Source organism: Nonomuraea sp. NPDC005730, from assembly GCF_040630865.1.
Classification (GTDB): domain Bacteria; phylum Actinomycetota; class Actinomycetes; order Streptosporangiales; family Streptosporangiaceae; genus Nonomuraea.
The window spans coordinates 170,720-196,025 of sequence record NZ_JBEXYK010000008.1; the positions used below are offsets into that span (position 1 = coordinate 170,720).

General features: G+C 72.6%; 20 protein-coding genes. 13 read left to right on the forward strand and 7 right to left on the reverse strand.

Features of this window, described 5'->3' with window-relative positions; genetic code table 11:
• Positions 1 to 4: 4 nt before the first annotated feature.
• The gene (locus ABZ444_RS13960) at positions 5 to 1,459 is read right to left on the reverse strand and encodes a PucR family transcriptional regulator (RefSeq protein ID WP_357995496.1); all 1,455 of its coding nucleotides are present in this window, start codon (positions 1,457 to 1,459) and stop codon (positions 5 to 7) included.
• A 70-nt stretch (positions 1,460 to 1,529) separates the two neighbouring features.
• Here ABZ444_RS13960 and speB point away from each other — a divergent pair, with 70 nt between their 5' ends.
• Genes speB through ABZ444_RS13975 form a run of 3 tightly spaced genes read left to right on the forward strand, consistent with a single transcriptional unit; the run spans position 1,530 to position 4,620 of the window.
• Complete coding sequence (gene speB, locus ABZ444_RS13965) at positions 1,530 to 2,462, forward strand: agmatinase (protein ID WP_357995498.1); 933 nt, start codon at positions 1,530 to 1,532, stop codon at positions 2,460 to 2,462.
• The gene (locus ABZ444_RS13970; RefSeq protein WP_357995500.1) at positions 2,459 to 3,964 is read left to right on the forward strand and encodes a cytosine permease; all 1,506 of its coding nucleotides are present in this window, start codon (positions 2,459 to 2,461) and stop codon (positions 3,962 to 3,964) included. Before speB ends, ABZ444_RS13970 begins: the two co-directional genes overlap by 4 nt.
• Complete coding sequence (locus tag ABZ444_RS13975; protein ID WP_357995608.1) at positions 3,964 to 4,620, forward strand: cyclase family protein; 657 nt, start codon at positions 3,964 to 3,966, stop codon at positions 4,618 to 4,620. The genes ABZ444_RS13970 and ABZ444_RS13975 overlap by 1 nt, the downstream gene beginning before the upstream one ends.
• On the opposite strand, the gene ABZ444_RS13980 is transcribed toward ABZ444_RS13975, so the two are convergent.
• Positions 4,617 to 5,108, reverse strand: coding sequence for an Lrp/AsnC family transcriptional regulator (locus ABZ444_RS13980; RefSeq protein WP_357995502.1), 492 nt, complete (start codon positions 5,106 to 5,108; stop codon positions 4,617 to 4,619). The two genes, ABZ444_RS13975 and ABZ444_RS13980, sit on opposite strands and share 4 nt — an antisense overlap.
• Positions 5,109 to 5,311: 203 nt before the next feature.
• On the opposite strand from ABZ444_RS13980, the gene ABZ444_RS13985 reads away from it, so the two are divergent.
• The 9 genes from ABZ444_RS13985 to ABZ444_RS14025 all read left to right on the forward strand — a co-directional run bounded on the left by ABZ444_RS13985 (position 5,312) and on the right by ABZ444_RS14025 (position 15,226).
• Positions 5,312 to 6,745 (forward strand): gamma-aminobutyraldehyde dehydrogenase, encoded by a 1,434-nt coding sequence (locus ABZ444_RS13985; protein WP_357995504.1) that lies wholly within the window; start codon positions 5,312 to 5,314, stop codon positions 6,743 to 6,745.
• A gap of 15 nt (positions 6,746 to 6,760) precedes the next feature.
• Complete coding sequence (locus ABZ444_RS13990; RefSeq protein ID WP_357984253.1) at positions 6,761 to 7,828, forward strand: ABC transporter ATP-binding protein; 1,068 nt, start codon at positions 6,761 to 6,763, stop codon at positions 7,826 to 7,828.
• A 48-nt stretch (positions 7,829 to 7,876) separates the two neighbouring features.
• The gene (locus ABZ444_RS13995; protein ID WP_357995506.1) at positions 7,877 to 9,070 is read left to right on the forward strand and encodes a spermidine/putrescine ABC transporter substrate-binding protein; all 1,194 of its coding nucleotides are present in this window, start codon (positions 7,877 to 7,879) and stop codon (positions 9,068 to 9,070) included.
• Positions 9,071 to 9,072: 2 nt separating this feature from the next.
• Positions 9,073 to 9,924 (forward strand): ABC transporter permease, encoded by an 852-nt coding sequence (locus ABZ444_RS14000; protein WP_357984259.1) that lies wholly within the window; start codon positions 9,073 to 9,075, stop codon positions 9,922 to 9,924.
• Between the two features lie 14 nt (positions 9,925 to 9,938).
• Positions 9,939 to 10,733, forward strand: coding sequence for an ABC transporter permease (locus tag ABZ444_RS14005; RefSeq protein ID WP_357984262.1), 795 nt, complete (start codon positions 9,939 to 9,941; stop codon positions 10,731 to 10,733).
• 176 nt (positions 10,734 to 10,909) lie between these two features.
• On the forward strand, positions 10,910 to 12,304 hold the full coding sequence (locus ABZ444_RS14010; RefSeq protein ID WP_357995508.1) for an FAD-dependent oxidoreductase: 1,395 nt from the start codon (positions 10,910 to 10,912) through the stop codon (positions 12,302 to 12,304).
• A gap of 60 nt (positions 12,305 to 12,364) precedes the next feature.
• Complete coding sequence (locus ABZ444_RS14015; RefSeq protein ID WP_357995510.1) at positions 12,365 to 13,258, forward strand: alpha/beta hydrolase; 894 nt, start codon at positions 12,365 to 12,367, stop codon at positions 13,256 to 13,258.
• A gap of 39 nt (positions 13,259 to 13,297) precedes the next feature.
• The gene (locus tag ABZ444_RS14020; RefSeq protein ID WP_357995512.1) at positions 13,298 to 14,242 is read left to right on the forward strand and encodes a zinc-binding dehydrogenase; all 945 of its coding nucleotides are present in this window, start codon (positions 13,298 to 13,300) and stop codon (positions 14,240 to 14,242) included.
• A 165-nt stretch (positions 14,243 to 14,407) separates the two neighbouring features.
• Entirely contained in the window at positions 14,408 to 15,226 is an 819-nt protein-coding gene (locus tag ABZ444_RS14025) for a serine hydrolase (protein WP_357995514.1), read from the forward strand.
• Positions 15,227 to 15,264: 38 nt separating this feature from the next.
• Here the strand turns inward: ABZ444_RS14025 and ABZ444_RS14030 are convergent, their stop codons facing one another.
• Complete coding sequence (locus ABZ444_RS14030) at positions 15,265 to 17,817, reverse strand: PEP/pyruvate-binding domain-containing protein (protein WP_357995516.1); 2,553 nt, start codon at positions 17,815 to 17,817, stop codon at positions 15,265 to 15,267.
• 229 nt (positions 17,818 to 18,046) lie between these two features.
• Between ABZ444_RS14030 and ABZ444_RS14035 the strand changes: the two genes are divergently transcribed.
• Positions 18,047 to 19,285 (forward strand): MFS transporter, encoded by a 1,239-nt coding sequence (locus tag ABZ444_RS14035; RefSeq protein ID WP_357995518.1) that lies wholly within the window; start codon positions 18,047 to 18,049, stop codon positions 19,283 to 19,285.
• Here the strand turns inward: ABZ444_RS14035 and ABZ444_RS14040 are convergent.
• From ABZ444_RS14040 to ABZ444_RS14055, 4 genes are read right to left on the reverse strand one after another with little or no spacing between them, the layout of a single operon-like run.
• Positions 19,254 to 20,759 carry an MFS transporter gene (locus ABZ444_RS14040; RefSeq protein ID WP_357995520.1) on the reverse strand — a complete coding sequence of 502 codons (1,506 nt, stop codon included), beginning with the start codon at positions 20,757 to 20,759 and terminating at the stop codon, positions 19,254 to 19,256. The genes ABZ444_RS14035 and ABZ444_RS14040 overlap by 32 nt on opposite strands.
• A 35-nt stretch (positions 20,760 to 20,794) precedes the next feature.
• Entirely contained in the window at positions 20,795 to 23,785 is a 2,991-nt protein-coding gene (locus tag ABZ444_RS14045) for a BTAD domain-containing putative transcriptional regulator (protein WP_357995522.1), read from the reverse strand.
• Positions 23,786 to 23,792: 7 nt separating this feature from the next.
• Entirely contained in the window at positions 23,793 to 24,539 is a 747-nt protein-coding gene (locus ABZ444_RS14050) for an isocitrate lyase/phosphoenolpyruvate mutase family protein (protein ID WP_357995525.1), read from the reverse strand.
• A complete protein-coding gene (locus ABZ444_RS14055) occupies positions 24,536 to 25,291 on the reverse strand; it encodes a cytochrome P450 (protein ID WP_357995527.1) in 756 nt (251 codons plus the stop codon). The genes ABZ444_RS14050 and ABZ444_RS14055 overlap by 4 nt, the downstream gene beginning before the upstream one ends.
• Positions 25,292 to 25,306: the final 15 nt, after the last annotated feature.

The following is a 25,306-nucleotide window of genomic DNA, read 5'->3' on the forward strand; positions in this document are numbered from 1 at the left end:
AGCCTCAGCACAGGCCGAGCTGGCGGGCCGCGCGCACGGCCAGCCAGACCTCCGCGAACGCCGCGCTGGACGACAGGTCGCGCCCGCTCAGCGCGGCGAACCGGCGCAGCCGGTAGGCCAGCGTGTTGGGGTGGACGTGCAGCGCCGCCGCCGCGTCCTCGACGTGGCGGTTGCGCTCCATCCACGTGCGCACCGACAGCAGCAGCCGCGAGTCGTGGGCCTCGTCGTAGGCCAGCACCTCGCCCAGCACGTGGTCGACCAGGGCCGACAGCGTCGAGGGGTCGTCGGGCAGCCAGCGGCCGGTCGTGTCGTCGCCGTAGTGGACCAGCGCCTTGCCCGACTCGGCGGCGTGCGCGGCCGCCCACACGGCCTCGCGCTGGGCGACCCGCAACGACTCGCCCGGCGGGAACGGCCGGCTCACGCCCGCGCTCACCCCGGGCACGGCGGCCACCGCCGGCCCCAGCTCGGGCGGCCCCAGCAGGTAGTGGTCGTCGCCGCGCCGCAGCAGCAGGTGCGGCAGCTCGCCCACCGCCCTGCGCAGCGCGTCGTCGGGCGCGTGCCGCACGACGAGCAGCACCGACCCGGTCTCCAGGGGCAGGCCCATCCTGGCCAGCCGGCGCCGGGCCGCGGGCGGGTCGAGCACGTCCTGGAGCAGCTCGGCCAGCGTCTCGGCGCCCTCTCTGCGCAGGGTCTCGCGCTCGTGCCGGGCCATGGCGACCTGGAGGGCGGCCACGGTGGCGATGTGCTGGACCACGGCCAGCCCGGCGGGCCGCGCGCCCTCCCGCTCGAAGGCCACCAGGAACCCGGCGGGGCCGCCGGGCGCCGGCACCGGCAGCGCGAAGCCGCCCGGGATCGTGGGCGGCGCGTCGGGCTCGGCGGGCAGGACGTCGAGCGCCGGCACCGGCACGCCGGGCAACAACGGCCGGCCCTGCGGGGTGCACAGGTAGACGTCGTAGCCGGACAGGCGTTCCAGGCGCTTGAACAGGGTGACGGTGTCGAGGTCTTCGGCGGCCAGCCAGCGCAGCGCGCCGAACACCTGGAGCTGGGCGCCCAGCCGGTGGCTGGCGTCCTCCTGCAGCGCCGCCGCCACCTCCTGCGAGACGGCGATGAACGGCACCGCGAGCGGCACCTCCAGCACCGGCATGCCGCGCTCCTCGGCGGCCTCGAAGAACGCCTGGTGCAGCGGCGGCACGTGCAGCTGGGCCGACAGGGCGAGCGCCGAGACCCCCGCGTCGTCGAGGCGTTCGAGGTAGGCGCGCTGCCGGGCGGCCGAGCGCGGCAGGCCGAGACCGGTCGTCATGATGACCTCGGCGCCGAGCAGCCAGGGCGTCGGGTCGGCCAGCTCGCTGACGTGCGCCCACGAGACCGAGCGGGACAGCCCGGCCTCACCGGCGAGCACGCGGAGCTGGAGAGCGGGGGAGCGGAGAAGGTCTTCGACCGTCAGCTTGTGGTCAGCCACAACACACACCGTATTACTTTGTGGGAGTAACAATTGCCGCAGGTCAGAAGCGTGACGAACACTGACGAGCATGCACATCGGTCCCGTCGACTCCTCTCGGGTCCCGCGTTTCGCCGGGCCCGCCACCTTCGCCCGGCTGCCCCGGCTCGACCAGGTCGAGCGGGCGGACGTGGCCGTCGTGGGCGTGCCCTTCGACGCGGGCGTGTCCTACCGTCCGGGCGCCCGGTTCGGCCCCGCCGCCGTACGGGAGGCCAGCCGGTTGCTGCGGCCCTACCACCCGGGGCTGGACGTCTCGCCGTTCGAGCGCGTCCAGGTCGCCGACGCCGGTGACATCGCGGCGAACCCGTTCGACATCGGCGAGGCCGTCGAGACCATCGAGGCCGCGGCCGACGAACTGGACGCCCGGCTGGTCACCATCGGCGGCGACCACACGATCGCGCTGCCGCTGCTGCGCTCGGCGGCCAGGAAGCACGGCCCCGTGGCGCTGCTGCACTTCGACGCGCACCTCGACACCTGGGACACCTACTTCGGCGCCGAGTACACCCACGGCACCCCCTTCCGCCGGGCGGTCGAGGAGGGCCTGCTCGACACCGAGGCGCTGAGCCACGTCGGCATCCGCGGCCCGCTGTACGGCAAGAAGGACCTGGAGGACGACCGGCGGCTCGGGTTCGGCGTCCTGACCGCCGCCGACGTGCTCCGCCGCGGCCTGGACGAGGTCATCGACATGCTGCGGCAGCGCGTCGGCGACCGCCCGCTCTACGTCTCCGTCGACATCGACGTGCTCGACCCCGCCCACGCCCCCGGCACCGGCACGCCGGAGGCCGGCGGGCTCACCAGCCGGGAGCTGCTGGAGATCCTCCGCGGTCTGGCCGGCTGCCGCCTGATCGGGGCCGACGTGGTCGAGGTGGCCCCCGCCTACGACCACGCCGAGATCACCTCGGTCGCCGCCTCCCACGTGGCCTACGACCTCGTCAGCCTGCTGGCGATGCAGGAGAAGACATGAGCATCACCGAGATCGAGACCTACGGCGTCGAGCGCATCCCCGACGCCGACCGCACCGCCGGGCCGTTCGACCTGTTCCGGGTCGCCTTCGGAGGCGCGAACACGTTCGCCACCTGCGTGCTCGGCGCCTTCCCCATCCTGTTCGGCCTGTCGTTCTGGCAGGGGCTCGCGGCCACCGTGTTCGGCCTGGTGGTCGGGGCGCTGATCCTGGCCCCGCTGTCGCTGTTCGGGCCGCTCAACGGCACCAACAACGCCGTCTCCTCCTCGGCCCACCTGGGCGTGCACGGCCGGGTCGTCGGCTCGTTCCTGTCGCTGCTGACCGCCATCGCGTTCTTCTCGATCTCGGTGTGGTCGTCGGGCGACGCGCTGGTGGGCGGTGCGCACCGGCTCGTCGGCCTGCCCGACACCGACCTGTCCTACGGGGTGGCCTACGCCGTCTTCGCCCTGCTCGTCCTCGTGGTCTGCGTGTACGGCTTCCGCTTCATGCTGTTCGTCAACAAGATCGCGGTCGCGGCGGCGTCGCTGCTGTTCGTGCTCGGGCTGTTCGCCTTCGCCGGGGACTTCGACCCGTCCTATCCCGGGACGCTGGCGGCCGGCGACCCGCTGTTCTGGCCGTCGTTCATCGGGGCGGCGCTGATCGTGTTGTCGAACCCGGTGTCCTTCGGCGCCTTCCTGGGCGACTGGTCCCGCTACATCCCGGCCTCGACCCCGCGCTCCCGCGTGATGGCGGCGGCCTTCCTGTCGCAGCTCGCCACCGTCCTGCCGTTCTTCTTCGGGCTGGCCACCGCCTCGATCATCGCCGCCAAGGCCGCCGAGTACGTCGACCCGGCCGCGCCCAACTACGTGGGCGGGCTGCTGGCGATCTCGCCGGCCTGGTACTTCGTACCGGTCTGCCTGATCGCGCTGATCGGCGGCATGTCCACCGGCACCACCTCCCTGTACGGGACCGGGCTCGACTTCTCCAGCGTGTTCCCGCGCTTCTCCCGGGTGCAGGCGACCGTGTTCATCGGCACCCTGTCGATCGTGTTCATCTTCGTCGGGCGCTTCGCGGCGAACCTGACGGCCAGCATCTCCACGTTCGCCACGCTGATCATCACCTGCACCGCGCCCTGGATGGTGATCATGATGCTCGGCTACGTGACCCGCAGGGGCTGGTACGACCCCGACGCCCTGCAGGTCTTCAACCGGCGGCAGCGCGGCGGCCGGTACTGGTTCACCCACGGCTGGAACTGGCGCGGCCTCACGGCGTGGCTGCTCGCGGCCGCCGTGGCGCTGATGTTCGTCAACCTGCCCGGCCAGTTCGTCGGGCCGCTGGGCGACCTGGCCGGCGGCGTGGACGTCTCGCTGCCGCTGGGCCTCGCGGTCGCGGCCGTGCTCTACCTGACGCTGCTCGCGCTCTTCCCCGAACCGCGCGAGGTGTACGGCCCGCGGGGCCCGCGCCTGGTGCGCTCGGCCGACACGCCGATCCTGCCCATCGTGGACGCGGCAGAATCGATGGCGTGATGGAACTCGTCGACCTGTCGGTGCCCGTCGAGACCGGGATGCCCGTCTATCCGGGCGATCCCGAGGTCTCGGTCGCCCCCGCGCTCACCGTCGCCCGCGACGGCGTCAACGTGCTGGGCCTGCACCTCGGCTCGCAGTCGGGCACCCACGTCGACGCGCCCTTCCACATCGACGACGCGCTGCCGGCGCTCGGCGAGCTGCCGCTGTCCCGCTTCGCCGGGCCCGCCGTGGTGGCCGACGCCCGGGGGCTCGCGCCCCGGTCCCCGATCGGGGCCGGGCGCCTCGACGGCCTGGCCTGGCCGTCCGGTGGGGACGCGCCCATCGTGCTGGTCGCGACCGGCTGGTCGGCCCACTGGGGCACCGAGTCCTACCGAGGCCATCCCTTCCTCACCGAGGAGGCCGCCACGCTGCTGGTCGAGCGGGGCGTGCGCACGGTCGGCATCGACGCGCTGAGCGTCGACCCCACGCCGGCCGACGACTTCCCGGCCCACCGCGTCCTGTGCGGGGCGCACGCCGTGATCGCCGAGAACCTGACCGGCCTCGACCGGCTGCTCGACGCCCAGGCCCGGGGGCGGCCGATCGAGGTCTGGATGATGCCGCTGCGGCTCGACGGCGCCGACGGCGCGCCCGTGCGGGCCGTGGCGCGGATCGGTTAGCGCGTGCCCCAGGAGTACGTCTGCTTGCGCAGCTTCAGGTACACGAACGACTCGGTGGCCCGTACGGCGGGGATGGCGCGGATCTTGCTGAGGATCTCCAGCAGGTGCCCGTCGCCCTCGCAGACCACCTCGACGATCACATCGAAGGAGCCCGCCGTGAGCACCACGTAGTCGATCTCCTCGATGGCCGACAGCTCGTCGGCCACCGACTCCAGGTCGCCCTCGCAGTTGACCCCGATCATCGCCTGGCGGGGGAAGCCGAGGGTGAGGGGGTCGGTGACCGCGACGATCTGCATCACCCCGGCGTCCTGCAACCGCTGGACGCGCTGACGGACCGCGGCCTCGGAGAGCCCGACGGCCTTGCCGATCGCCGCGTAGGGCATGCGCCCGTCTGACTGGAGCTGCTCGATGATCTGCTTGGAGAGATCGTCGAGCACGACGGGCCCGGAACTGGCGTTGTTTCGTCGTACGCGGGGCGGCGTCGTCATGTCAGAGGAATCCTCCTAGCGGTCCGGCGTTACGGGGGCGTTCCCGCTCGATTGCCGTCCTGGTGCGACATGTTGTCAGTTCTTGGCGGTGTGTCAAGCGAATTCGTAGCAATTTGATATCTTCACCACGAAATCCCTTGTCCAGATGCATCTGCTCTGTAAGAGTCGCGGCATCTCAGCCACCTCAACGAGGAGGTCGTGCATTGACCACCCGTCTGCAGAACTTCATCAACGGTGAGTTCGTGGACGCCCAGAGCGGCCGGTTCTCCGACATCATCGACCCTTGCACGGGGGAGGCCTACCTTCAGGCCCCGGTCTCCGGCGTCGAGGACGTCGACGCGGCCTACGCCGCGGCGGCCGCCGCGTTCGAGTCGTGGGGTCGGACCACCCCCGGTGAGCGGGCGAACCTGCTGCTCAAGGTCGCCGACGCCATCGACGCCCGGGCCGACGAGATCAACGAGGCCGAGTGCCTCAACACCGGCAAGCCGCGCGCCCGCATGGCCGAGGACGAGACGCCGGTCGCGGCCGACCACTTCCGCTTCTTCGCCGGCGCCGCCCGCACCCTGGAGGGCCCCACGGCCGGGGAGTTCCTCGCCGAGCACACCAGCGTCATCAGGCACGAGCCCATCGGCGTCGTCGGCCAGGTCACCCCCTGGAACTACCCGATGATGATGGCCGTGTGGAAGATCGCCCCGGCGCTGGCCGCCGGGAACACGATCGTCCTCAAGCCGTCGGACACCACCCCGGCCTCCACGCTCAAGCTGGCCGAGATCGTCGGCTCGGTGCTGCCGCCCGGCGTGTTCAACGTCGTCACCGGCGACCGCGAGACCGGCGCGCTCGTCGTGGGCCACCCGACCGCCGCCATGGTGGCGATCACCGGGTCCGTCGGCGCGGGCATGGCGGTCGCCAAGAGCGCCGCCGACGACCTCAAGCGGGTGCACCTGGAGCTCGGCGGCAAGGCGCCGGTCGTGGTCTTCGAGGACGTCAAGGACCTCGCCAAGGCCGCCGCCGACATCGCCACCGCCGGTCTCTACAACGCCGGCCAGGACTGCACCGCGGCCTGCCGCGTGCTCGTCCAGGAGAGCGTGCACGACGAGTTCGTGGCCGCGCTGACCGAGGCCGCCGCCGCCACCGTGACCGGCGACCTGGGCAACGAGGAAGCGCTCTACGGCCCGCTCAACAACGAGAACCAGCTCACCAGGGTCCAGGGCTTCTTGGACCGGGTCCCCGGCCACGCCAAGGTGCTCACCGGCGGCAACCGCGTCGGCGACAAGGGCTGGTTCTTCGCCCCGACCGTCGTGGACGGCCTGCGGCAGGACGACGAGATGGTGCAGAACGAGGTCTTCGGCCCCGTCATCACCGTCCAGACGTTCACCGACGAGGCCGACGCGCTGGCCAAGGCCAACGACGTCAGGTACGGCCTGTCCAGCTCGGTGTGGACCTCCGACCACGGCCGCGCCATGCGCATGTCGAACCGCCTCGACTTCGGCGTGGTCTGGGTCAACACGCACATCCCGTTCGTCTCGGAGATGCCGCACGGCGGCTTCAAGCACTCCGGGTACGGCAAGGACCTGTCGGTGTTCGGTCTGCACGACTACACCAGGGTCAAGCACGTCATGCACTACATCGGCGAATAAGGACGAGCCCTGGACATGACCGAGCTATCCGCGATTCAGCTTGAGGACGTCGTCAAGGAGTACCTCTCGCACGGCGAGGTCGTCCAGGCGGTCAAGGGTGTGTCGCTGGACATCGCCGAGGGGGAGTTCTTCTCCCTCCTCGGCCCGTCCGGATGCGGCAAGACCACGACCATGAGGATGATCGCCGGCTTCGAGGAGCCCACCAAAGGGCTCGTGAGGCTGCACGGCAAGGACGTCACCGACGTCCCGCCGAACAAGCGCGACGTCAACATGGTCTTCCAGTCCTACGCCCTGTTCCCGCACATGAGCGTGTGGGACAACGTGGCGTTCGGCCTGAAGCAGCGCAAGACGCCGCAGGAGGAGATCCGGCGGCGGGTCGGCGAGATGCTGGAGATCGTCGACCTGACCGGCCGGGAGAAGCGCCGGCCGCGCGAGATGTCCGGCGGCCAGCAGCAGCGCGTGGCGCTGGCCCGCGCGCTGGTCAACCGGCCGCGGGCGCTCCTGCTCGACGAGCCCCTGGGCGCGCTCGACCTCAAGCTGCGCCAGGCCATGCAGATCGAGCTCAAGCGCATCCAGCGGGAGGTCGGCATCACGTTCGTGTACGTGACGCACGACCAGAACGAGGCGCTGACCATGAGCGACAGGATCGCCGTGATGAACGACGGGCTGGTCGAGCAGCTCGCGAGCCCGCGGGAGATCTACGAACGGCCGGCCACCGCGTTCGTGGCGGGGTTCATCGGCACCTCCAACCTGATCACCGGGACGGTGACCGGCGGGGTGCTGGGCATCGGCGGCGGCCGGGTGCTGGTGCCGGGCCACGAGGGCGACGTGACGGTGACCGTCCGCCCCGAGAAGATCACGATCTGCGCGGACGAGCCGGGAGCCGGGCTGAGCGCCGTCCCCGGGACCGTCACGGAGATGGTCTACCTGGGCACCTCCAACAGCTACGCGGTGCAGCTCGCCGACGGGGCCGAGATGACCGTGTTCGAGCAGAACGCGCATGACGCGACGGCGACCGCGGAGCGGGGCGACTCCGTGTGGCTGTCGTGGGAGGCGCAGCACTCTTACGTGATTGGAAGTTGATAGCACCCCATGAACCCCCGCCAGATCACCCCCGCCCTCCTGAGGGGCATGACCCAGCCCCGCACCCGCCGCGACTTCTTCCGTGTCACCGGCCTGTCCGCCGCCGGCCTCGCGCTCGCCGCCTGTGGCGTCCAGGGCCAGAAGGCCGCCCCTCCGAAGGCCGACGCCGTCCAGGACTACTGGTCCAAGCAGAGCAAGCACGGCAAGCTCGTCTTCGCCAACTGGCCCGAGTACATGCCCGAGGACCAGGCCCCGCTGAAGAAGTTCACCGAGACCACCGGGATCTCCGTGGAGTACAAGGAGGTCATCCAGGAGAACGCGGAGTTCTTCGGCAAGGCCGACCCCGTGCTCCGCGCCGGCCAGTCGCTCGGCTACGACATCATCGTGATGACCAACGGCGTGCAGCTCCAGCACATGGTCGAGCTCGGCTACATCGTGCCGCTCGACCACAGCCGGATGCCGAACTTCCTGGCCAACGCCGGCGACAAGTACAAGGAACGCGCCTACGACCCGGGCAACCAGTACACGATGCCCTACTCCTCGGGCGTGACCGGCATCGCGTACAACACCAAGTACGTCAAGGACGACATCACCAGCATCGAGGCCCTGTTCGACCCCAAGTACAAGGGGCGGGTCGGGATGATGGCCGACGCGCAGGAGATCGGCAACTTCGGGATGTTCGCGCTGGGCGTCGATCCGGAGAAGTCGACCGAGGCCGACTGGAAGAAGGCCGGGGAGAAGCTCAAGCAGCAGCGCGACGCGGGAATCGTCCGGAAATATTACGACCAGAGCTACATCGACGCGGTCTCCAAGGGCGACGTCTGGCTGACCATGGCCTGGTCGGGCGACATCTTCCAGCGGCAGCTCGCCGGCGAGCCGGTCAAGTTCGTGGTGCCGGCGGAGGGCGGCACGATCTGGACCGACAACATGCTGATCCCCAAGGGCGCGGCCAACCCCGTGGACGCGCTCACCCTCATGGACTACCTGTACCAGCCCGCGGTGGCCGCCGAGCTCGATGAGTTCATCCAGTTCGTCACCCCGGTCCCGGCCGTGCAGGACCTCATGCGGGAGAAGGCCAAGACGGCCAAGGGCGAGGACAAGAAGGCCCTGGAGGACATGGTGGACAGCGCGCTCATGTTCCCCTCGGAGGCCGACTACGCCAAGCTGCGCACCTACACCAAGCTGACCACCCAGCAGGAGCAGGTGTTCAACTCCATCTTCCAGTCGATCACCCAGGCATAGCCATGAAACGGCTCACCCCCTACCTGCTCGCCCTGCCGAGCTGGCTGTGGCTGGCGATCTTCCTGGTCGTGCCCATGGTGGCGATGGCGTCGGTCTCGCTCCAGACGGGCAACGCCATCGACGGCTACGCGATGACGTTCAGCTTCTCCAACTACGCCGACGCGCTCGGCAGGTACAGCGACCAGCTGCTGCGCTCGCTCCTGTACGGCGGCCTGGCCACGGTGGCCATGCTGGTGATCGGGTACCCGGTGGCGTACTGGATCGCCTTCAAGGGCGGCAGCCGCAAGTCGGTGTACCTGTTCCTGCTGCTGCTGCCGTTCTTCGTGTCGTTCGTGCTGCGGACGATCTCGTGGAACTTCCTGCTGGCCGACAACGGCATCCTGTTCGGGACGCTGAAGGGCTGGGGGGTGCTGCCGGAGAGCTTCCACGTGCTGGCCACCACCGTGGCCGTGGTGGGGGGGCTCACGTACAACTTCCTGCCGTTCATGATCCTGCCGATCTACGTGGCCCTGGAGCGGGTGGACCCGCGGGTGGTGGAGGCGGCCCAGGACCTGTACGCCACCCGCGCCGGGGCCTTCCGCCGGGTGGTGCTGCCGCTGTCGCTGCCCGGCGTCTTCGCCGGGGTGCTGATGACGTTCGTGCCCGCGACGGCCGACCCGGTCAACGCTCAGATCCTCGGCGGCACGGCCAACACCATGATCGGCAACATCATCCAGACCGAGTACCTGACCAACCTCGACTACCCGACCGCCTCGGCGCTGTCGTTCACGCTGATGGCGATCCTGCTGGTGGGCATCTTCGTCTACGCCCGCGCGCTCGGCACCGAGAACGTCCTGGAGGCGGCGGCGCGATGAGCGGTGAGCGAGCAATGAGCAGGGGCACGCGGGGCAGGTTCGGCGACCGCCTGCTGCACGTCTACACCTGGCTGATCATCCTGTGGCTGTCGTCGCCGATCGCCGTCATGATCCTGTTCGGCTTCAACGACAAGAAGAGCAAGTCGAACACGAGCTGGCAGGGCTTCACCCTCAAGTGGTACGGCGAGCTCTTCGAGATCTCCGACCTGACCACGGCGCTGCGCAACTCCATCGTGATCGCCCTGGCCAGCACCGTGATCACGGTGGTCATCGGGACGATGCTGGGCCTGGCCGTCGGTCGCCACCGCTTCCGCGGCCTCGGCGCCACGAACTTCCTGGTCTTCGCCGCCATCTCCACGCCGGAGCTGGTGATGGGGGCCTCGCTGCTGTCGCTGTTCGTCTCGGGCAACGTGCCGCGCGACGGCAACACGATCATCGTCGCGCACGTGCTGTTCTCGCTCTCCTTCGTCGTGGTGACGGTCAGGGCGCGGGTCATCACGCTCGACCCGTCGCTGGAGGAGGCGGCCAAGGACCTCGGCGCGACCGCCTGGGGTACGTTCCGGCAGGTGACGCTGCCCTCGATCATGCCGGGCGTGCTCGCGGGCGCGATGCTCTCCTTCGCGCTGTCGATCGACGACTACGTGGTGACGAGCTTCGTCAACGGCTCGACCGTCACCTTCCCGCTGTGGATCGTGGGCGCGGTGAAGACCGGCATTCCACCGCAGGTCAACGTGATGGGTACGCTCATCTTCGGGATCGGTGTGCTGATCGCCGTGGCGAACGCGGTGGCCGCCAGACGCCGCGCCTAGGATCTGCTCCAACAGGCTTTCCCCCCGCGATCCGGCGGGGGGATTGGTGTATTCCGACCAAGAACAGGGAGGCGAGATCGGATTTCGGCGGGGGGAACCCGCGCGTGATCACATCATGCTTTTGGATCCCGCAATCATCAAAGAACATCTAAGACTTTCGTAGGGAAGTGGGATTTGTGGATCCGCTGAAGGCGCTGGCTGACGCGGAGCGCAAGCCGTACTGGCTGGACAGCCCGGCCAGACCCGAGCCGCGCGCGCGGCTCATCGGAAACACCGACGCCGACCTGGTCGTCGTCGGCGGAGGCTTCTCGGGGCTATGGACGGCCCTGATGGCCAAGGAACGTGACCCTTCGCTGGACGTGGTCCTGCTCGAAGGGCGCAGGATCGGCTGGGCGGCGACCGGCCGCAACGGCGGGTTCTGCATGGCGACCCTCACCCATGGCCTGGCCAACGGCCTGGAACGGTGGCCGGAGGAGATCGGCCGCCTCGAACGCATGGGTGTCGACAACCTCGACGAGATCGAGCGCACGCTGGAGCGGCACGGCATCGACTGCTCCTTCGAGCGCACCGGCGAGCTGCACGTGGCCACCGAGCCGTGGCAGCTCGACTCGCTGGGCGAACACCTGGACCTGATCTCCGAGCTCGGCCTCGACTACGTGCCGATGGACGAGCGGCAGGTGCGGGCCGAGGTCAACTCGCCGACCTACCTGGGCGGCCTGTGGGAACGCAGTGGCTGCGCCATGCTGGACCCGGCGCGGCTGGCCTGGGGGTTGCGCGAGGCGTGCCTGCGGCTCGGCGTCCGGGTCTTCGAGCGCAGCCCGGTGCGTTCGCTGCGTGACGACGGCACGACGATCACCCTGCGGACCCCGTACGGGTCGGTGACGGGCCGTCGGGTGGCGCTGGGCACGGGGGTCTTCCCGCCCCTGCTGCGCAGGCTCAAGCACTTCGTCGTCCCGGTGTACGACTACGCCCTGATGACCGAGCCGCTGACCGCGGCCCAGCTCGCCGAGGTGGGCTGGCACAACCGGCAGGGCGTCGGCGACTCGGGCAACCAGTTCCACTACTACCGGCTCACCGACGACAACCGCATCCTGTGGGGCGGCTACGACGCGGTCTACTACAACGGCGGCCTGGTCAAGCCGGAGTACGAGCAGCGCGACGAGACGTTCGTCAAGCTCGCCGAGCACTTCGCCACCACGTTCCCGCAGCTGTCCCAGGTGCGCTTCACGCACCGCTGGGGCGGCGTGATCGACACCTGCAGCCGCTTCAGCGCCTTCTACGGCACGGCGCACGGCGGCCGGCTGGCCTACGCCGTGGGCTACACCGGCATGGGCGTCGGGGCCACCAGGTTCGGCGCGAACGTGATGCTCGACCTGCTGTCGGGGGAGGCCACCGAGCGGACCGAGCTGCGGATGGTCAAGGAGAAGCCGGTCCCGTTCCCGCCCGAGCCGGTCCGGTCGGGGGTGATCCAGTTCACCCGGTGGTCGATCGCCCAGGCCGACCAGCATCAGGGCAAGCGCAACCTGTGGCTGCGCACGCTCGACAAGATGGGCCTCGGGTTCGACTCCTGATCCGGTGTTCCGAGGGGGCGCCGGGCCCGCCCGCCGCGGGCCTGGCGCACACTTGTCACCATGAAAGTCGAGTTCGCCGCCGACGGCGTGCCCCTCACCGGTGACCTGCGGACGCCCGAGGGCACGGGCCCCTGGCCGGGGCTGGTGCTCACCGGGCCGTTCACCGGGGTGCGCGACCAGGTCACCGGCCTGTACGCCGAACGGCTGGCCCGGCGCGGCTACGTGACGCTGTCCTTCGACCACCGCAACTGGGGCGAGTCCGGCGGCGAGCCGCGCGGGCAGGAGGATCCGCAGGGCAAGCTGGCCGACCTGCGGGCGGCGGTGTCGCTGCTGCGGTCGCGCCCCGAGGTGGACGGCGACCTGATCGGCGCGGTCGGCATCTGCCTGGGCGCGGGGTACGCGCTGAGGTTCGCCGCCTTCGACCCGCGCGTACGGGCGTTCGCGGGCATCGCCGGGGCCTACAACAACCCGTACACGATGCGGTCGGGCATGGACTACCAGGCGGCGCTGGCCGGGTTCGCCGGCGTGCTGGAACGGCAGGACCGCGGCGGCCCGGTCGAGTACATGCCCGCCGTGGCCGAGGAGGGTGAGGCCGCGATGCCGGGCGACGAGCCGTTCGCCTACTACGGCACCGAGCGCGGGGCCTCCGCCTCCTGGCGGAACGCGGTGACCCGGGCCGGGCTGCGCGAGCTGATCACCATGGACAACATGATGGGCGCCGACTTCCTGTCGCCGAAGCCCGCCCTGATCGTGCACGGCGTGATCGACAGGTTCTGCCCGCCGGAGGGGGCCGAGGAGGCGTTCAAGCGGCTCGACCAGCCCAAAAGGCTCGTCTGGGTGGACGCCAAGCAGCACATCGACCTCTACGACCGCGAGCCGTACGTGTCGCAGGCCGTGGAGGCCACGGCGGACTTCCTCGCCGAGCACCTCCGGCCGGGCGGCTCCGGAGGCTGACGTCTACGCTGGGTGGTATCGCGCGGAATGGGGGGATTCATGCGTGCCATCCAGTTCACCCGCTTCGGCGGCCCGGAGGTGCTCGAAGAGGCCGAGGTGCCCGACCCGGTGGTGGGGCCGGGCCAGGTGCTGGTCGACGTCGAGGCCGCGGGGCTGAACTTCGCCGACGTGCGGCAGATCTCCGGCCACTACTCCGCTCCCGACCGCCTGCCGCACATCCCCGGCAGCGAGGTCGTCGGGCTCGACCCCAGGGGGCGGCGGGTGATGGGCTTCACCGCCAACGGCTACGCCTCCAGGGCCGTCCTGGACGAGGGCGACGTCGTGGTCGTGCCCGGTTCGCTGCGGGCCGGCGAGGCGCTGGCGCTGCTCGTCCAGGGGCTCACCGCCTGGCACCTGCTGCGCTCGTCGGCGCGGCTCAGGGAGCGCGAGAGCGTGGTCGTCCACTCCGGCGCGGGCGGCGTCGGCAGCCTGGCCGTGCAGCTCGCCAAGGTGTTCGGCGCCGGACGCGTGATCGCCACCGCCTCCAGCGAGGACAAACGCTCGCTCGCCCTCGACCTCGGCGCGGACGCCGCCGTGGACGGCGCGGCCGACGGGTACGCCGAGCGTGTCATCGAGGCCAACGGCGACCGGCCGGTGGACGTCGTGCTCGACGCCGTGGGCGGCGGGGTCTTCGACGCGGCGCTGACCGTGCTCGCCCCCTTCGGGCGGCTGGTGAGCTACGGGTCGTCGTCGGGCGAGCAGGCCAGGCCGGTCGAGGTCGGGCGGCTCACCGCGGGCAACCTCGCCGTCCTCGGGTTCTGGCTGCGTCCGCTGCGGAGGCGGCGGGAGATGGTCGGGCCCCCGCTGGGCGAGCTGCTCGCGCTGACCGCGGCCGGCCGGCTGAGGCCGCTGGTGGGCGGTGAGTACCCGCTGGCGGAGGCGGGCCGGGCCGTGGCCGACCTGGCCGGACGGCGAACTGTCGGAAAGGTGGTGCTCCTGCCTTGACGGGCAGGGTGTGACCGTTGCCGCCACTGGGCAGAAGGTGATCAAAACCCCCGAGACGTGACGATCACGGGGGTTTTGCGGGTGTGGTGGAGATGGCTGGCTGTCGCAGTGGTCTGGGGGCTCGCGACCGGGTGTGCGGCCGGACGGCTGCCCGAGGTGCCGGGCGTGCGGAAGGCGCCGGTGAAGGTCGGCCGATGCGTCCTGAAATTTCCGGACAAGAGGGCTGGGAGGGCGGCCCGCGACCGGCTTGCGCACGACATCGAGCAGTACCTGTCCAGACGCCCGGGCCGGGTCGCCTACAGCATGCTGGAGCTCGACAGCGGCATCACCCTGGGCCACGGCGAGCACCAGCACGACATGATCACCGCCAGCGGCGTCAAGGTGGACATCCTGACGGCGCTCGTGCTCGGCCGCGGCGGGCTGGGCGAGGAGGAACGCGACCTGGCCGAGCGCATGATCACCGAGAGCGACAACGGCGCCGCCGACGCGTTGTGGGGCCGGGTCGGCGGCGCGATGGGCGAGTTCTACCGGCGTATGGGCCTGACCGAGACCGTCCCCGGGCCCGGCGTCTTCTGGGGCGGCACCAACACCAGCCCCGCCGACCGCATCCGCCTGCTCCAGGTGCTGGTCAAGGGCGGCGAGGGCCTGTCCGACCGTGACCGCGACCTCGTGCTCGGCCTGATGGGACGCGTGGTCAAGGACCAGTCGTGGGGTGTCAGCGCGGCCGCCCGCCCGGTGGACCGGGTGGCGTTGAAGAACGGCTGGACGCCGCGCCCGTTCATCCACAACACCTGGGCGGTGACCAGCTACGGCCGCGTCGTCGGGCCGGGGCGCGACCTGCTGCTGGCGGTGCAGACCGACGAGCAGCCGGGGGAGGGGGCGGGCATCGAGACCATCGAGGGGGTGGCCAGGATGATCGGCTCCCGCCTCGACGAGCTGTCACCGACGATGATCCGGGCCTGCCCGCGGAACCCGGGCGCCTGACGGTGACCGTCCCGGCCGCACCGGAGGGCCCGGCCGTCTCAGACGACCGTGCCCGCGGTGCCGTCCACGGTGACGGTCTGGCCCGTACGGAGGCGTTCGACGGCGTGCGGGACGCCGACGACGGCCGGGATGCCGTACTCGCGGGCCACCACCGCACCGTGCGAGTTCGACCCGCCCATCTCCATGACCAGCCCGCCCGCGGTCAGGAACAGCGGCGTCCAGCCGGGGTCGGTGGACGGGCAGACCAGGATCTCGCCGGGCTCCAGGCGCGCGCCCACGGGATCGAGCACCACCCTGGCCACGCCGGTCACCTGGCCGGGCGAGGCGGGCGAGCCGGTCAGCGCGCCCTCGGCCGGCTGCCCGGAGGCGACGGCCTCGGGCTCGGTGCCGTCCGACAACAACAGCCGCGGCACGTGCCGGCGGCGCAGCTCCCGCTCGTGGCGCTCGCGCCGGACGGCGACCCGCCCGCGCAGGTCCCGGCCGGACTTGGCCTCCGCCAGGGTCAGGAAGAACACGTCGCCGGGCGCGTCGAGCAGCCCCCGGCCGGCCAGCTCGCGGCCCACGTCGAGCAACTGGGCGCGCAGCGCCGCGAAGATCCGCACGATGAGGAACTTCGGCAGCTCCCGCACCCCGACCAGCTCCCTGGCCCGGCCGAGCGCGAAGCGCACCACCCGGCCGCGCAGGCCGCCCACCCGCCCGGCCAGCTCCTCGACCATCGCCTCGGCCTCGGCCGCGCCCTTCGCGAACAGCACGTCGGGGGCCATGGCCGGATCCTCCAGGCGCAGGTAGTTGGCGAGCATGCCGATGACGTGCGTGGGGTCCTCCGACCAGCGGGGGAGGCCGAGGTCGATCTCGGCGACCGCGCGGTGGCCGTACTCGTCGAGGAAGGCGCGTACGGGGGCGGGCAGGGGCTCGCGGGCCAGGAGCTCGGGCGGCTCGGCCAGGAACCGGGCGGCCACGTCCGGGTCCTCGCGCAGCCGCCGGGCCAGCGCCCACAACGCCAGGTCCATCTCGGTGGTCACGTTCCTGGGCGCGCCGCGCAGGACGGTCTGCAGCTCGCCCGGGGCGGCCCTGCCCTTCAGCAGCCGCGCGGCCAGCAGCAGCATGGGCAGCGCGGCGGCGGCCACCGGGAAGACCCGCGGCGCTATCGGCACGACCTGGCCGATCAGCGTCCTGGCCACGTGGTCCACGCGTTCCGTCAGGCTCGCGCCGGGCGGCGGGGCGAGCCTGGCGAGGTGGGCGTCGGCCTGCCGGCGCGCCCGCCGCTCCGCGCCCGCCGGATCGGCCAGCGCCCGGACGAACGTGACCGGCAGACGATGGCGCACCGTGATCGCGCCCAGCCGGCGGACGAACGGCCAGACCGAGTGCCGGGTGACGCCGAGGCGCGGGTCGTCGAACAGGCCGCGCAGCAACCGCGCCGACCTGGCCTCCATGACGTCGAACACGCGCGGCACGATCGCCCGGCCCACCCTGCTCCGCAGCACGCCCGTGACGTCGACGAACAGCCGCCCGCCCGCCTCGGCGAAGGCCGGCGCGCCGGCCAGCGGCGCGGCCACGGGGAAGCCGAACAGGCCGGACACCCCGGCGGACACGGCCCGCGCCGCCGCCATCCCCATCGGCGTGAACGGCCGCAGGACGCCCTGGGCGACGCTGAAGCAGAAGTAGGCGCGCAACCCCTCGCCCCGGTGCCCGGCGGGCAGCGGGAACAGCGTGGTGATGGGCCTGGCCTGGGTCAGCCAGAGCGTGCCCGCCTGGTCGAAGGCCCATTCGAGGTCCTGCGGCACGCCGTAGAGCTCCTCGACCCGGGTGCCGAGCGCGGCCAGCTCGCGCAGCTCGCCGTCGGTCAGGCACGGCTCGGTGGAGGCGTCGGCCGCCTCGTGGACGACGCCGCCGTCCGGCAGAGGGCGCACGGCCAGGCGTTTGTCGCCGATCCGCCGCTCCAGGACGCGCCCGCTGTCCGGGTCGATGAGGAAATGGTCGGGGTTGACCGCGCCCGACACCACGGACTCGCCGAGGCCGGGAGCGGCGTCGACGACCGCCCGCCGGCGGCGTCCGGTGACGGGGTCGGCGGTGAACAGCACCCCGGCCGTCCGGGCGTCCACCATGCGCTGGACGACCACGGCCAGGCTGACCGCCCGGTGGTCGATGCCGTTGGACTCGCGGTAGGCGACCGCGCGATCGGTCCAGAGCGAGGCCCAGCAGCGGCGTACCGCGTCGAGCACCGCCTCCGGTCCGGCCACGTTGAGGTAGGTGTCCTGCTGGCCGGCGAAGCTGGCGTACGGGAGGTCCTCGGCGGTGGCCGACGAGCGCACCGCCACCGGGCCGCCCGACAGGGTCTCGGCCAGGGCTTCCGTCACGGCCCGCGCGAGGCCGGCGGGGATCGTCGCGTCGAGGATGTGCTTGCGGGCGACGGCCGCGTCCGTCACGTCGCCGAGGCCCGCGGTGATCGCGCGGTACGCCTCCGTCGTGACGCAGAAACCCGGCGGGACGGGCAGCCCCGCCCTGGTGAGGACGCCGAGGTTGGCCGCCTTGCCGCCCACCAGCGCGAGCATCGAGCCGTCGATGTCGGGAAATTTCAGGATCGCATCCATGTCACTGCCTCCAGACTTCCGACGGTAAATCTCAACGTCGTTGAAGTCAACGATAAATGAATTAAGTCGCCCGTTTCCTGCAATAGGATCGGCTCTCGTCGCGTTTGACTGAAGTGAACTGATTGACCGCTCGGCGGCCGGCACCCGCCGGTATCTACCCCGGTCGAAGCCCACCTCCGACGGTGTGCTCCCCCGGGGGAGGGCTCCGTCTTGATCTGGACGGAGACCCTTGAGGTCCTACCTCGACGTGCTGGCCACCCCCGGAGCCTGGCGGTTCCTCGTGCCCGCGCTGCTGGCCCGCGTGCCGTTCGCGATGACCCAGATGGGCATCCTGCTGCTGGTCCAGTGGTCCACCGGCTCCTACGGCGCGGCCGGGATCACCGCCGCAGCCGCCGCCGTCTTCCAGGCCCTCATCGGCCCCCAGACGGGCCGCCTGGCCGACCGGTACGGCCAGGCCCGCGTGCTGCTCCCGCAGGTGGCCCTGCACGCGCTGGCCATGGGCGGCCTGCTGGCCCTGGCCGCCGCGCACGCCCACCTCGCGCCGCTGGTCGCCATGGCCGCCCTCGTCGGCGCGTCCGGACCGCAGGTCGGCTCGATGGTCCGGGCCCGCTGGGCGCACCGGCTCGGCGGCACCGGCAGGCTGAACACGGCGTTCGCGGTCGAGTCGATCACCGACGAGCTGACGTTCACGCTGGCCCCGGTGCTGCTGGTGGGTCTGTCCACGGCGTACTCGCCGGTGGTCGCGCTGCTCGGCGGGCTCGTGCTGATCCTGGTGGGCACGGTGGTCTTCGCCGCCGTCCGGACGGGCGCGCCCGAGCCGGTGCCGGTCAGGATCGCCGCCTCCAAGGGCGTGCTGCGGCGGCGCGGCGTGGCGCTGCTGGCCGCCGCCTTCCTGGCGATGGGGTCGGTCTTCGGCAGCCTCCAGGTCGGCGTCACCTCGCTCACCACCGCCCTGCACGCGCCCGCCGCCGCCGGACCCGTCTACGGCGTCTTCTCCGGCGCCAGCATGCTCGGCGGCCTGCTGTACGGCGCGGTCCGCTGGCGGTCGTCCGCCCGCGTCCGGCTGGCCGCCGGGCTGGCCCTGCTCGCGGTCGCGACCAGCGCGTTCACGCTCGCCGGAGCCGTCCCCCACATGTACGTCGCCGCCGCCCTGGCCGGCCTGGTGATCGCCCCCGTGGTGATCACCGGCTACACCCTGGTCGAGGGCCTGGTCGCGGCGGAGGTCCGGACCGAGGCGTTCACCTGGCTGAACGGCGGCATCGCCCTCGGCATCGCGGCCGGGTCGTCGGTCGCCGGGCAGCTCGTGGACCACTTCGGCGCCTCCCTGGCGTTCGTGGTCGCCCCGGTGGCCACCGGGGTGGCCGCGCTGCTCGTGCTGGCCAGGATGAGCAGCCTGCGCCCGCTTCCCGGCGGGCCCGCGGCGGACGTCCCCGCGCTCAGTGAGGGACCGGCGACTCTTCCTGGATGACCTTCGGCACACCGCGCAGCCCGGTCAGCGCGAGCACCGCGACCACGGCCAGCAACACCGCCGTGACCAGCGTCGTCACCTGCATCCCGGCCACGAAGGCCGTGCGCGCCGCGCGCATCAGCTCTCCGGCGGCCTGCGGGGGCAGGGCCGCGGCCGTGGCGGTGGCCCCGGCGATCGACTCCCGCGCCGCCTCGCCGGGCACCCCGGCGGGCACCAGCAGGTTCGCGCGGTAGACGCTGTTGAGCACGGTGCCCAGGACCGCGATGCCCAGCGCCCCGCCCAGCTCGAACGCCGTCTCCGACACCGCGGCCGCCGCCCCCGCCCGCTCCTTGGGGGCCGTGGCCAGGATGTTGTCGTTGTTCACGGTGAACGTGAGCCCGACTCCCAGCCCGCCGATCATCATCACGGGCAGCAGGGTGAGATAGTCCACCTCGGTGCCGAGCATGCCGTACCGGACGAACGCGCCGGCGTTCAGTGCCAGGCCGAGCGCGACCACGCCGTTCCTGCCGAGCCGGCCGATCAGCCGGGCCGCGAGCACCCCGCCCACCGCGCCGCTCAGGCCGCCGGGGATCTGCGCCAGCCCGGCCTGCAGCGGTGACCAGCCCAGGACGAGCTGCAGGTACCAGGCGAACAGCAGGCTCATGGCCGACAACGCGAAGATCGCCAGCAGGTTCGTGCCCACGGACGCGCTGAACGCCCGCCGCCGGAACAGCCGGACGTCGATCAGCGGCGTGGTCAGCGTCCTCTGCCGCCGGACGAACAGCACCAGGCACACCGCGCCGGCCACGGCCGCCCCCAGCACGTCGGCGTGCGCCAGGCCCTGGTGGGCGGCCTCCTTGACCGCGTAGACGGCCGTCACGACACCGGCGAACGACAGTGCCACGCTGAGCCCGTCGATCCGTCCGGCGGCGGGGTTGCGCGACTCCGGCAGCAGCAGGAAGCCGCAGACCAGCACCAGCACCATGATCGGCACGTTGAGCAGGAACACCGACCCCCACCAGAAGTGGTCCAGCAGCACGCCCCCGACGACCGGCCCCATCGCGAACCCGGCCGCGCTCATCCCGCTCCAGAGCCCGATGGCCGCGGTCCGCTCGCGCGGGTCGGCGAAGACGTTCCTGACGATCGAGAGCGTGGACGGCATGATCATCGCGCCCGCCACGCCCAGCAGCGTCCTGGCCGCGATCAGCAGCTCGGGGTTCGGGGCGTAGGCGGTCACCATCGAGGCCGCGCCGAAGCCGGCCACGCCGATCAGCAGCAGCCGCTTGCGGCCCACGCGGTCGCCGAGGTTGCCCATGGTGACGAGGAGGCCGGCCAGGGCGAAGCCGTAGATGTCGCCGATCCAGAGCAGTTGCGTCGAGCTCGCACCGAGGTCGGCGACCAGCCGGGGGAGCGCCAGGTGCAGCACGGTGAGATCGACCGAGAGCAGCAGCGTCGCCAGGCAGGCGATGGCCAGACAGGCCCATTTTCGCGTCATGCCGTCCACGGTGGCGGGGGCGGCTGACGGCCCGCCTACCGTTCGCTGACCGCCCGGCCGAGGGCCTCGTCGATGCGGTTGCGGATGTCCTCGGTGCTGAACCAGTCGTCGGGGCACTCCGCGCGGGCCTGGGCCAGCAGGGACAGCGCGGCGTCGCGCTCGCCGCCGATCAGCGCCACCTCGGCCATCCCGAGGTGCGCCCAGGCCAGCATGTCCATGGAACCCACGCGACGGGCCAGCTCGGCCGCCTCCTCGAAGTCGGCCCGCCCGCCCAGCGGCTCGCCCATGCCGAGCAGCGCGTCGCCGCGCCGGCACAGGGCCTCGGCCATCTCCGCCCGCGCGCCGAGCTCGCGGGCCAGCGTCAGCGCCTCGTCCGACAGCGCGTACGAGGCCGCGTAGTCCCCCTCGCGGGAGGCCAGCTCGCCGAGGCCCGACAGCACCAGCACCGCCCCCCAGCGCTCGCCGATGGCCCGGAAGGCGGCCAGGGCGTGCCGGAAGGCGGCCAGCGACTCCTCGATCCGCCCCAGGATCTGCAGCACGAACCCCGCGCCGCTGTACGACAACGCCCGCTGCCAGGGCGGCAGCCCCTCGGTGTGGGCCTGCAGCTCGTGGTAGATCTCCTCGACGTCGCCCGGCGGCCCGGTGAACATCGACCGCATCATCATCAGGAACTCCACCCGCTCCGGCAGGTGGGTGATCGGCAGCAGCTCGCGCACCTCGGCCAGCCGCTCGCGCACGACGTCGTCGGCCACGCCCGTCCACGCGGTGACGAGCAGGCACATGACGTACTCCTCCTCCATGCCGGCGGGGCGGGCGTCGCCGATCCTGGCCAGCAGCGCGGCGGCCAGGCCGGCGATGAGGCCGCGGTGGCCGCGCATCCACCAGTAGCAGGAGCTGTGCGCCAGCAGCCGCAGGCCGGTCTCCGGCCGCCCGGACGCGGTCGTCCAGCGCACGGCGGCTTCGAGGTCGTCGCTCTCCTCGTCGAGGCGGGCCAGCCAGGTGAGCTGGTCGGCGGTCCGCAGCAGCGGGTCGGCGGTCAGGACCAGGTCGAGGTAGTAGGCGGTGTGCGCGTCCCTGATCGCGGCGGTCTCGCCGGACTCGGCCAGGCGTTCGGCGCAGAACGCCCGGATCGTGTCGAGCATGCGGTACCGGCCGCCGACGTACTCCACCAGCGACTTCTCCGCCAGCGAGAACAGCACCTCCTCCGGCAGCCCGCACACCCGCTCGGCCGCCTCGGGCGTGGCGCCGCCGACGAACACGCTCAGGCGGGCGGCCAGGCGCTGCTCGGCGTCGTCCAGCAGGTCCCAGCTCCACGCGACGACCGCGCGCAGCGTCTGGTGCCGGGGCAGCGCCGTACGGCTGCCGCGGGTCAGCAGCCGGAACCGGTCGTCCAGGCGGGCCGCCACGTCGGCGACCGACAGCGTACGGAGGCGGGCCGCGGCCAGCTCGATGGCCAGCGGCAGCCCGTCCAGCGCCCGGCAGATGCGCACCACGTGCGCGGCGTGGCCGGCGTCCACGGCGAACCCCGGACGCACGGCGGCGGCCCGGTCGGCGAACAGCCGGACGGCGGCGTACTCCAGCGGGTCGTCCGGCTCCGGCGGCGGCAGGCGCAGCGGGGACACCGGCAGGATCGACTCCCCGGTGATGCCCAGCGCCTCGCGGCTGGTCGTCAGCACCCGCAGCCCGGGGCAGGAGGCCAGCAGCGTGTCGGCGAGCTCGGCCACGGCGCCGACCAGATGCTCGCAGTTGTCCAGGACGAGCAGCAGGTCGCGCTCGGCCAGCGCGGTGAGCAGCCGGGTGACGGGGCCGACCGCGACGCGCTGGGGCGCGGGCAGCAGGGCGTCGCGGATGTCGAGCGCGACCAGCACCGCGCCGGGCACCCCGGCGGCGCCGGCGACGTGGGCGAGGGGCACGAAGCACACGTCGCCCGGCTCCTGGGCGGCCGCCTCCTGCGCCAGCCTGGTCTTGCCCGCGCCGCCGGGGCCGATCAGCGTGACGAGCCTGCTGTCCCGCAGCCGCGCGCCCACCTGCGCCAGCTCCTCCGCCCGGCCCACGAAACTGGTGAGCTGCGCCCGCAACCCCTGCTTCAACCCCCCGCCCGGCGACACGGCGGGCCCCCCTGGCTCGGGAAGGGACGGGGGAACCGGCGGCGGGATCGGCGCCGAGGTCGGTGCGGAGGCCGGCGTCGAGGTTGGCGTCGAAGTCGGCGGGGGGTTCGGCGCGGGACTCGGCGCGGGACTCGGCACGGGACTCGGCACGGTGATCGGCACGGTGATCGGCACGGTGATCGACGGAGTGAGGGACGGGTCGGCGCGCAGGACGGCGAGGTGCACGGCGGCCAGCTCGGCGCCCGGCTCGATGCCCAGCTCCCGGTCGAGCAGCCGCCGCGCCTCGTCGTAGACGGCCAGCGCCTCGGCCTGCCGGCCGCTGCCGTACAGGGCGCGCATGAGCTGGGCGCGCAGGCGCTCGCGCAGCGGATGGGCGGCGGTGAGCCGGCGCAGCTCGGCGACCAGGTCGCGGTGCCGTCCGAGCTCCAGGTCGGCCTGGAGACGGTCCTCGACGGCCGCCAGCCGCAGCTCCTCCAGCCCGGCCGCGGCGGACACCGCGTGCGGCGCGTCGGCGAGCGGCGCGCCCCGCCACAACTCCAGCGCCTCGCCCAGCAGCGCCGCCGCCCGCCCGGCGTCCCCGGCGGCCAGCGCCCGCCGCCCGTCCAGGGCCAGGAGCTCGAAGCGGCGCGCGTCCACGTCGTGCGGGTCGGCGACCAGCCGGTAGCCCGCCGGGTGGAACTCGACCAGGTCCCGGCCGAGCGCCCGGCGCAGCCTGGACACCTGGGACTGCAGCGCGTTGGCCACGCCGTCCGGCGGGTGGGGGCCGTAGAGGTCGTCCACGATCCGGCCGGCGCCGACGACGCGGCCGGCGTTCAGGGCCAGCAGGGTGAGCAGGGCGCGCACCCGCGGCCCGCCGAGCGCCACCGGCGCGCCGTCCTCGTCCAGCACGCTGGTGGGGCCGAGGATCTCGAAGCGCATGCCCCGATTATCGGGTCTGCGGGAGGAGCGCGGCGATTTCTCCGTACGTCGGCAGCGCCGGGGCCTCCTTGCCCTGCGCGCCCAGCACGGCGGCCAGCGCGCCCTGGAGCGCGGCCCGGTAGAGCAGCGAGCCGGTGCTCACCCGCGCCACCCCCGCCTCGGCCAGCCGGTCGAGCGTGGGCCCGCCCGGCTGGTAGAGCACGTTGAGCGGCAGCCGCGTCCGCGCGACGACCTCGGCGATCTCCGCCGGATCCGAGAGCCCGGGGACGAAGATGCCGTCGGCGTGCTCGTAGGCGTCCACCCGTTCGCGCCAGTCGCCGGTGCCCAGCCAGTGGGTGTCGGTGCGGGCGTTGACGAACACGCCGTGGCCCTTGGCGGCCTCGATGATCCGCCGGTGCAGCTCGACCGGGCGCAGCGTGCCGTCGGGACGGCCGTCCTCCAGGTTGACCCCCGCCACCCCGAGCGCGGCCAGGCTCGCGACCAGGTCCGACACCTCCTGCGGGTCGTCGCTGAAGCCGCCCTCGATGTCCACCGTGACCAGCACGCCCAGGTCCTTGACCGTCTCGGCGAGCTCGATCGTCTCGGCCCTGGTCGCGCCGGCGGCGTCCGGCTTGCCGTGCACGGCGGACACGCCGAGGCTGGTAGTGCCGATCGCGGGGAAGCCGTGCGCGGCCAGGATCGCGGCCGAGCCGTAGTCCCACGCGTTGGGCAGCAGCAGCGGGTCGCCCGGCTTGTGCAGGTCGTGGAAGTTCATCGGCGGGTCCCTTCGAGGAGCGCGTCGAGCACGCCGGCGGCCAGCGCGAGGGCGTGGGCGGGAGCGGGGCACGGGCGCAGGCCGTCCCCGAACGTCAGGTGGGGGACCGGGCCCCGGGAGGCGTCGAAGCGGTCGGGGTCGGCGAACACCTCGGGATCGCGGTTGGCCGCGACCAGGTCGATCGTGACCTCCTCGCCGGTGCGGGTGTCGAGCCTGCGGCCGGTCCTCAGCGGCGGGTCCTGCCTGAGCGTCTCGCGCAGCACCGCCTCGGGGTCGTCGCCCGGCGCGGCGTGGGTGAGCGCGTTCTCGATGAGCGCCTCGGTGGCGGCGTGGCCCTGGAGCAGCAGGGTGACGGCCGGCAGGTCGGTCAGGCCGAGCAGCTCGGCGACGGCGGCGTCGGCCTGCGGGCCTCCCTCGCCCGACAGGTAGCCGCTCGCGGCCGCGGGCACGGCCGAGGTGTCCGGCACGCCGAGCGCGGCCCCCAGCACGGCCGTCGGGACGCCCCGCCAGTCGCCGTCGCGGTCCCGCGTCGCGGCCCTGGCGGCCGTCCGCAGCGCGGCCGGGTCCAGGGCGGACAGGCGCTCGACGACCAGCCGGCGGCGTTCGGCGTGCGTCTCGCCGGTGCTGAAGCGCGACACGTGGGCCCGCAGCCAGGCGAGCGTCCCCGGCTCGCCGTCCTGCGGGACGGGCGGCGGCACGTACCGGCTGTCGGACAGCACCGCCAGGGCTTCGGCGTGGTGGGTGATGAGCATGGGTCCACGCTAGGC

Coding starts and splice junctions, on each gene's coding strand:
- ABZ444_RS14050 (WP_357995525.1), bottom strand. CDS start 24,539: ATGAACTTCCACGACCTGCACAAGCCGGGCGACCCGCTGCTGCTGCCC.
- ABZ444_RS13975 (WP_357995608.1), top strand. CDS start 3,964: ATGGAACTCGTCGACCTGTCGGTGCCCGTCGAGACCGGGATGCCCGTC.
- speB (WP_357995498.1), top strand. CDS start 1,530: ATGCACATCGGTCCCGTCGACTCCTCTCGGGTCCCGCGTTTCGCCGGG.
- ABZ444_RS13990 (WP_357984253.1), top strand. CDS start 6,761: ATGACCGAGCTATCCGCGATTCAGCTTGAGGACGTCGTCAAGGAGTAC.
- ABZ444_RS13995 (WP_357995506.1), top strand. CDS start 7,877: ATGACCCAGCCCCGCACCCGCCGCGACTTCTTCCGTGTCACCGGCCTG.
- ABZ444_RS14000 (WP_357984259.1), top strand. CDS start 9,073: ATGAAACGGCTCACCCCCTACCTGCTCGCCCTGCCGAGCTGGCTGTGG.
- ABZ444_RS14030 (WP_357995516.1), bottom strand. CDS start 17,817: ATGGATGCGATCCTGAAATTTCCCGACATCGACGGCTCGATGCTCGCG.
- ABZ444_RS14040 (WP_357995520.1), bottom strand. CDS start 20,759: ATGACGCGAAAATGGGCCTGTCTGGCCATCGCCTGCCTGGCGACGCTG.
- ABZ444_RS14045 (WP_357995522.1), bottom strand. CDS start 23,785: ATGCGCTTCGAGATCCTCGGCCCCACCAGCGTGCTGGACGAGGACGGC.
- ABZ444_RS13980 (WP_357995502.1), bottom strand. CDS start 5,108: ATGACGACGCCGCCCCGCGTACGACGAAACAACGCCAGTTCCGGGCCC.
- ABZ444_RS13970 (WP_357995500.1), top strand. CDS start 2,459: ATGAGCATCACCGAGATCGAGACCTACGGCGTCGAGCGCATCCCCGAC.
- ABZ444_RS14020 (WP_357995512.1), top strand. CDS start 13,298: ATGCGTGCCATCCAGTTCACCCGCTTCGGCGGCCCGGAGGTGCTCGAA.
- ABZ444_RS14015 (WP_357995510.1), top strand. CDS start 12,365: ATGAAAGTCGAGTTCGCCGCCGACGGCGTGCCCCTCACCGGTGACCTG.
- ABZ444_RS14055 (WP_357995527.1), bottom strand. CDS start 25,291: ATGCTCATCACCCACCACGCCGAAGCCCTGGCGGTGCTGTCCGACAGC.
- ABZ444_RS14005 (WP_357984262.1), top strand. CDS start 9,939: ATGAGCAGGGGCACGCGGGGCAGGTTCGGCGACCGCCTGCTGCACGTC.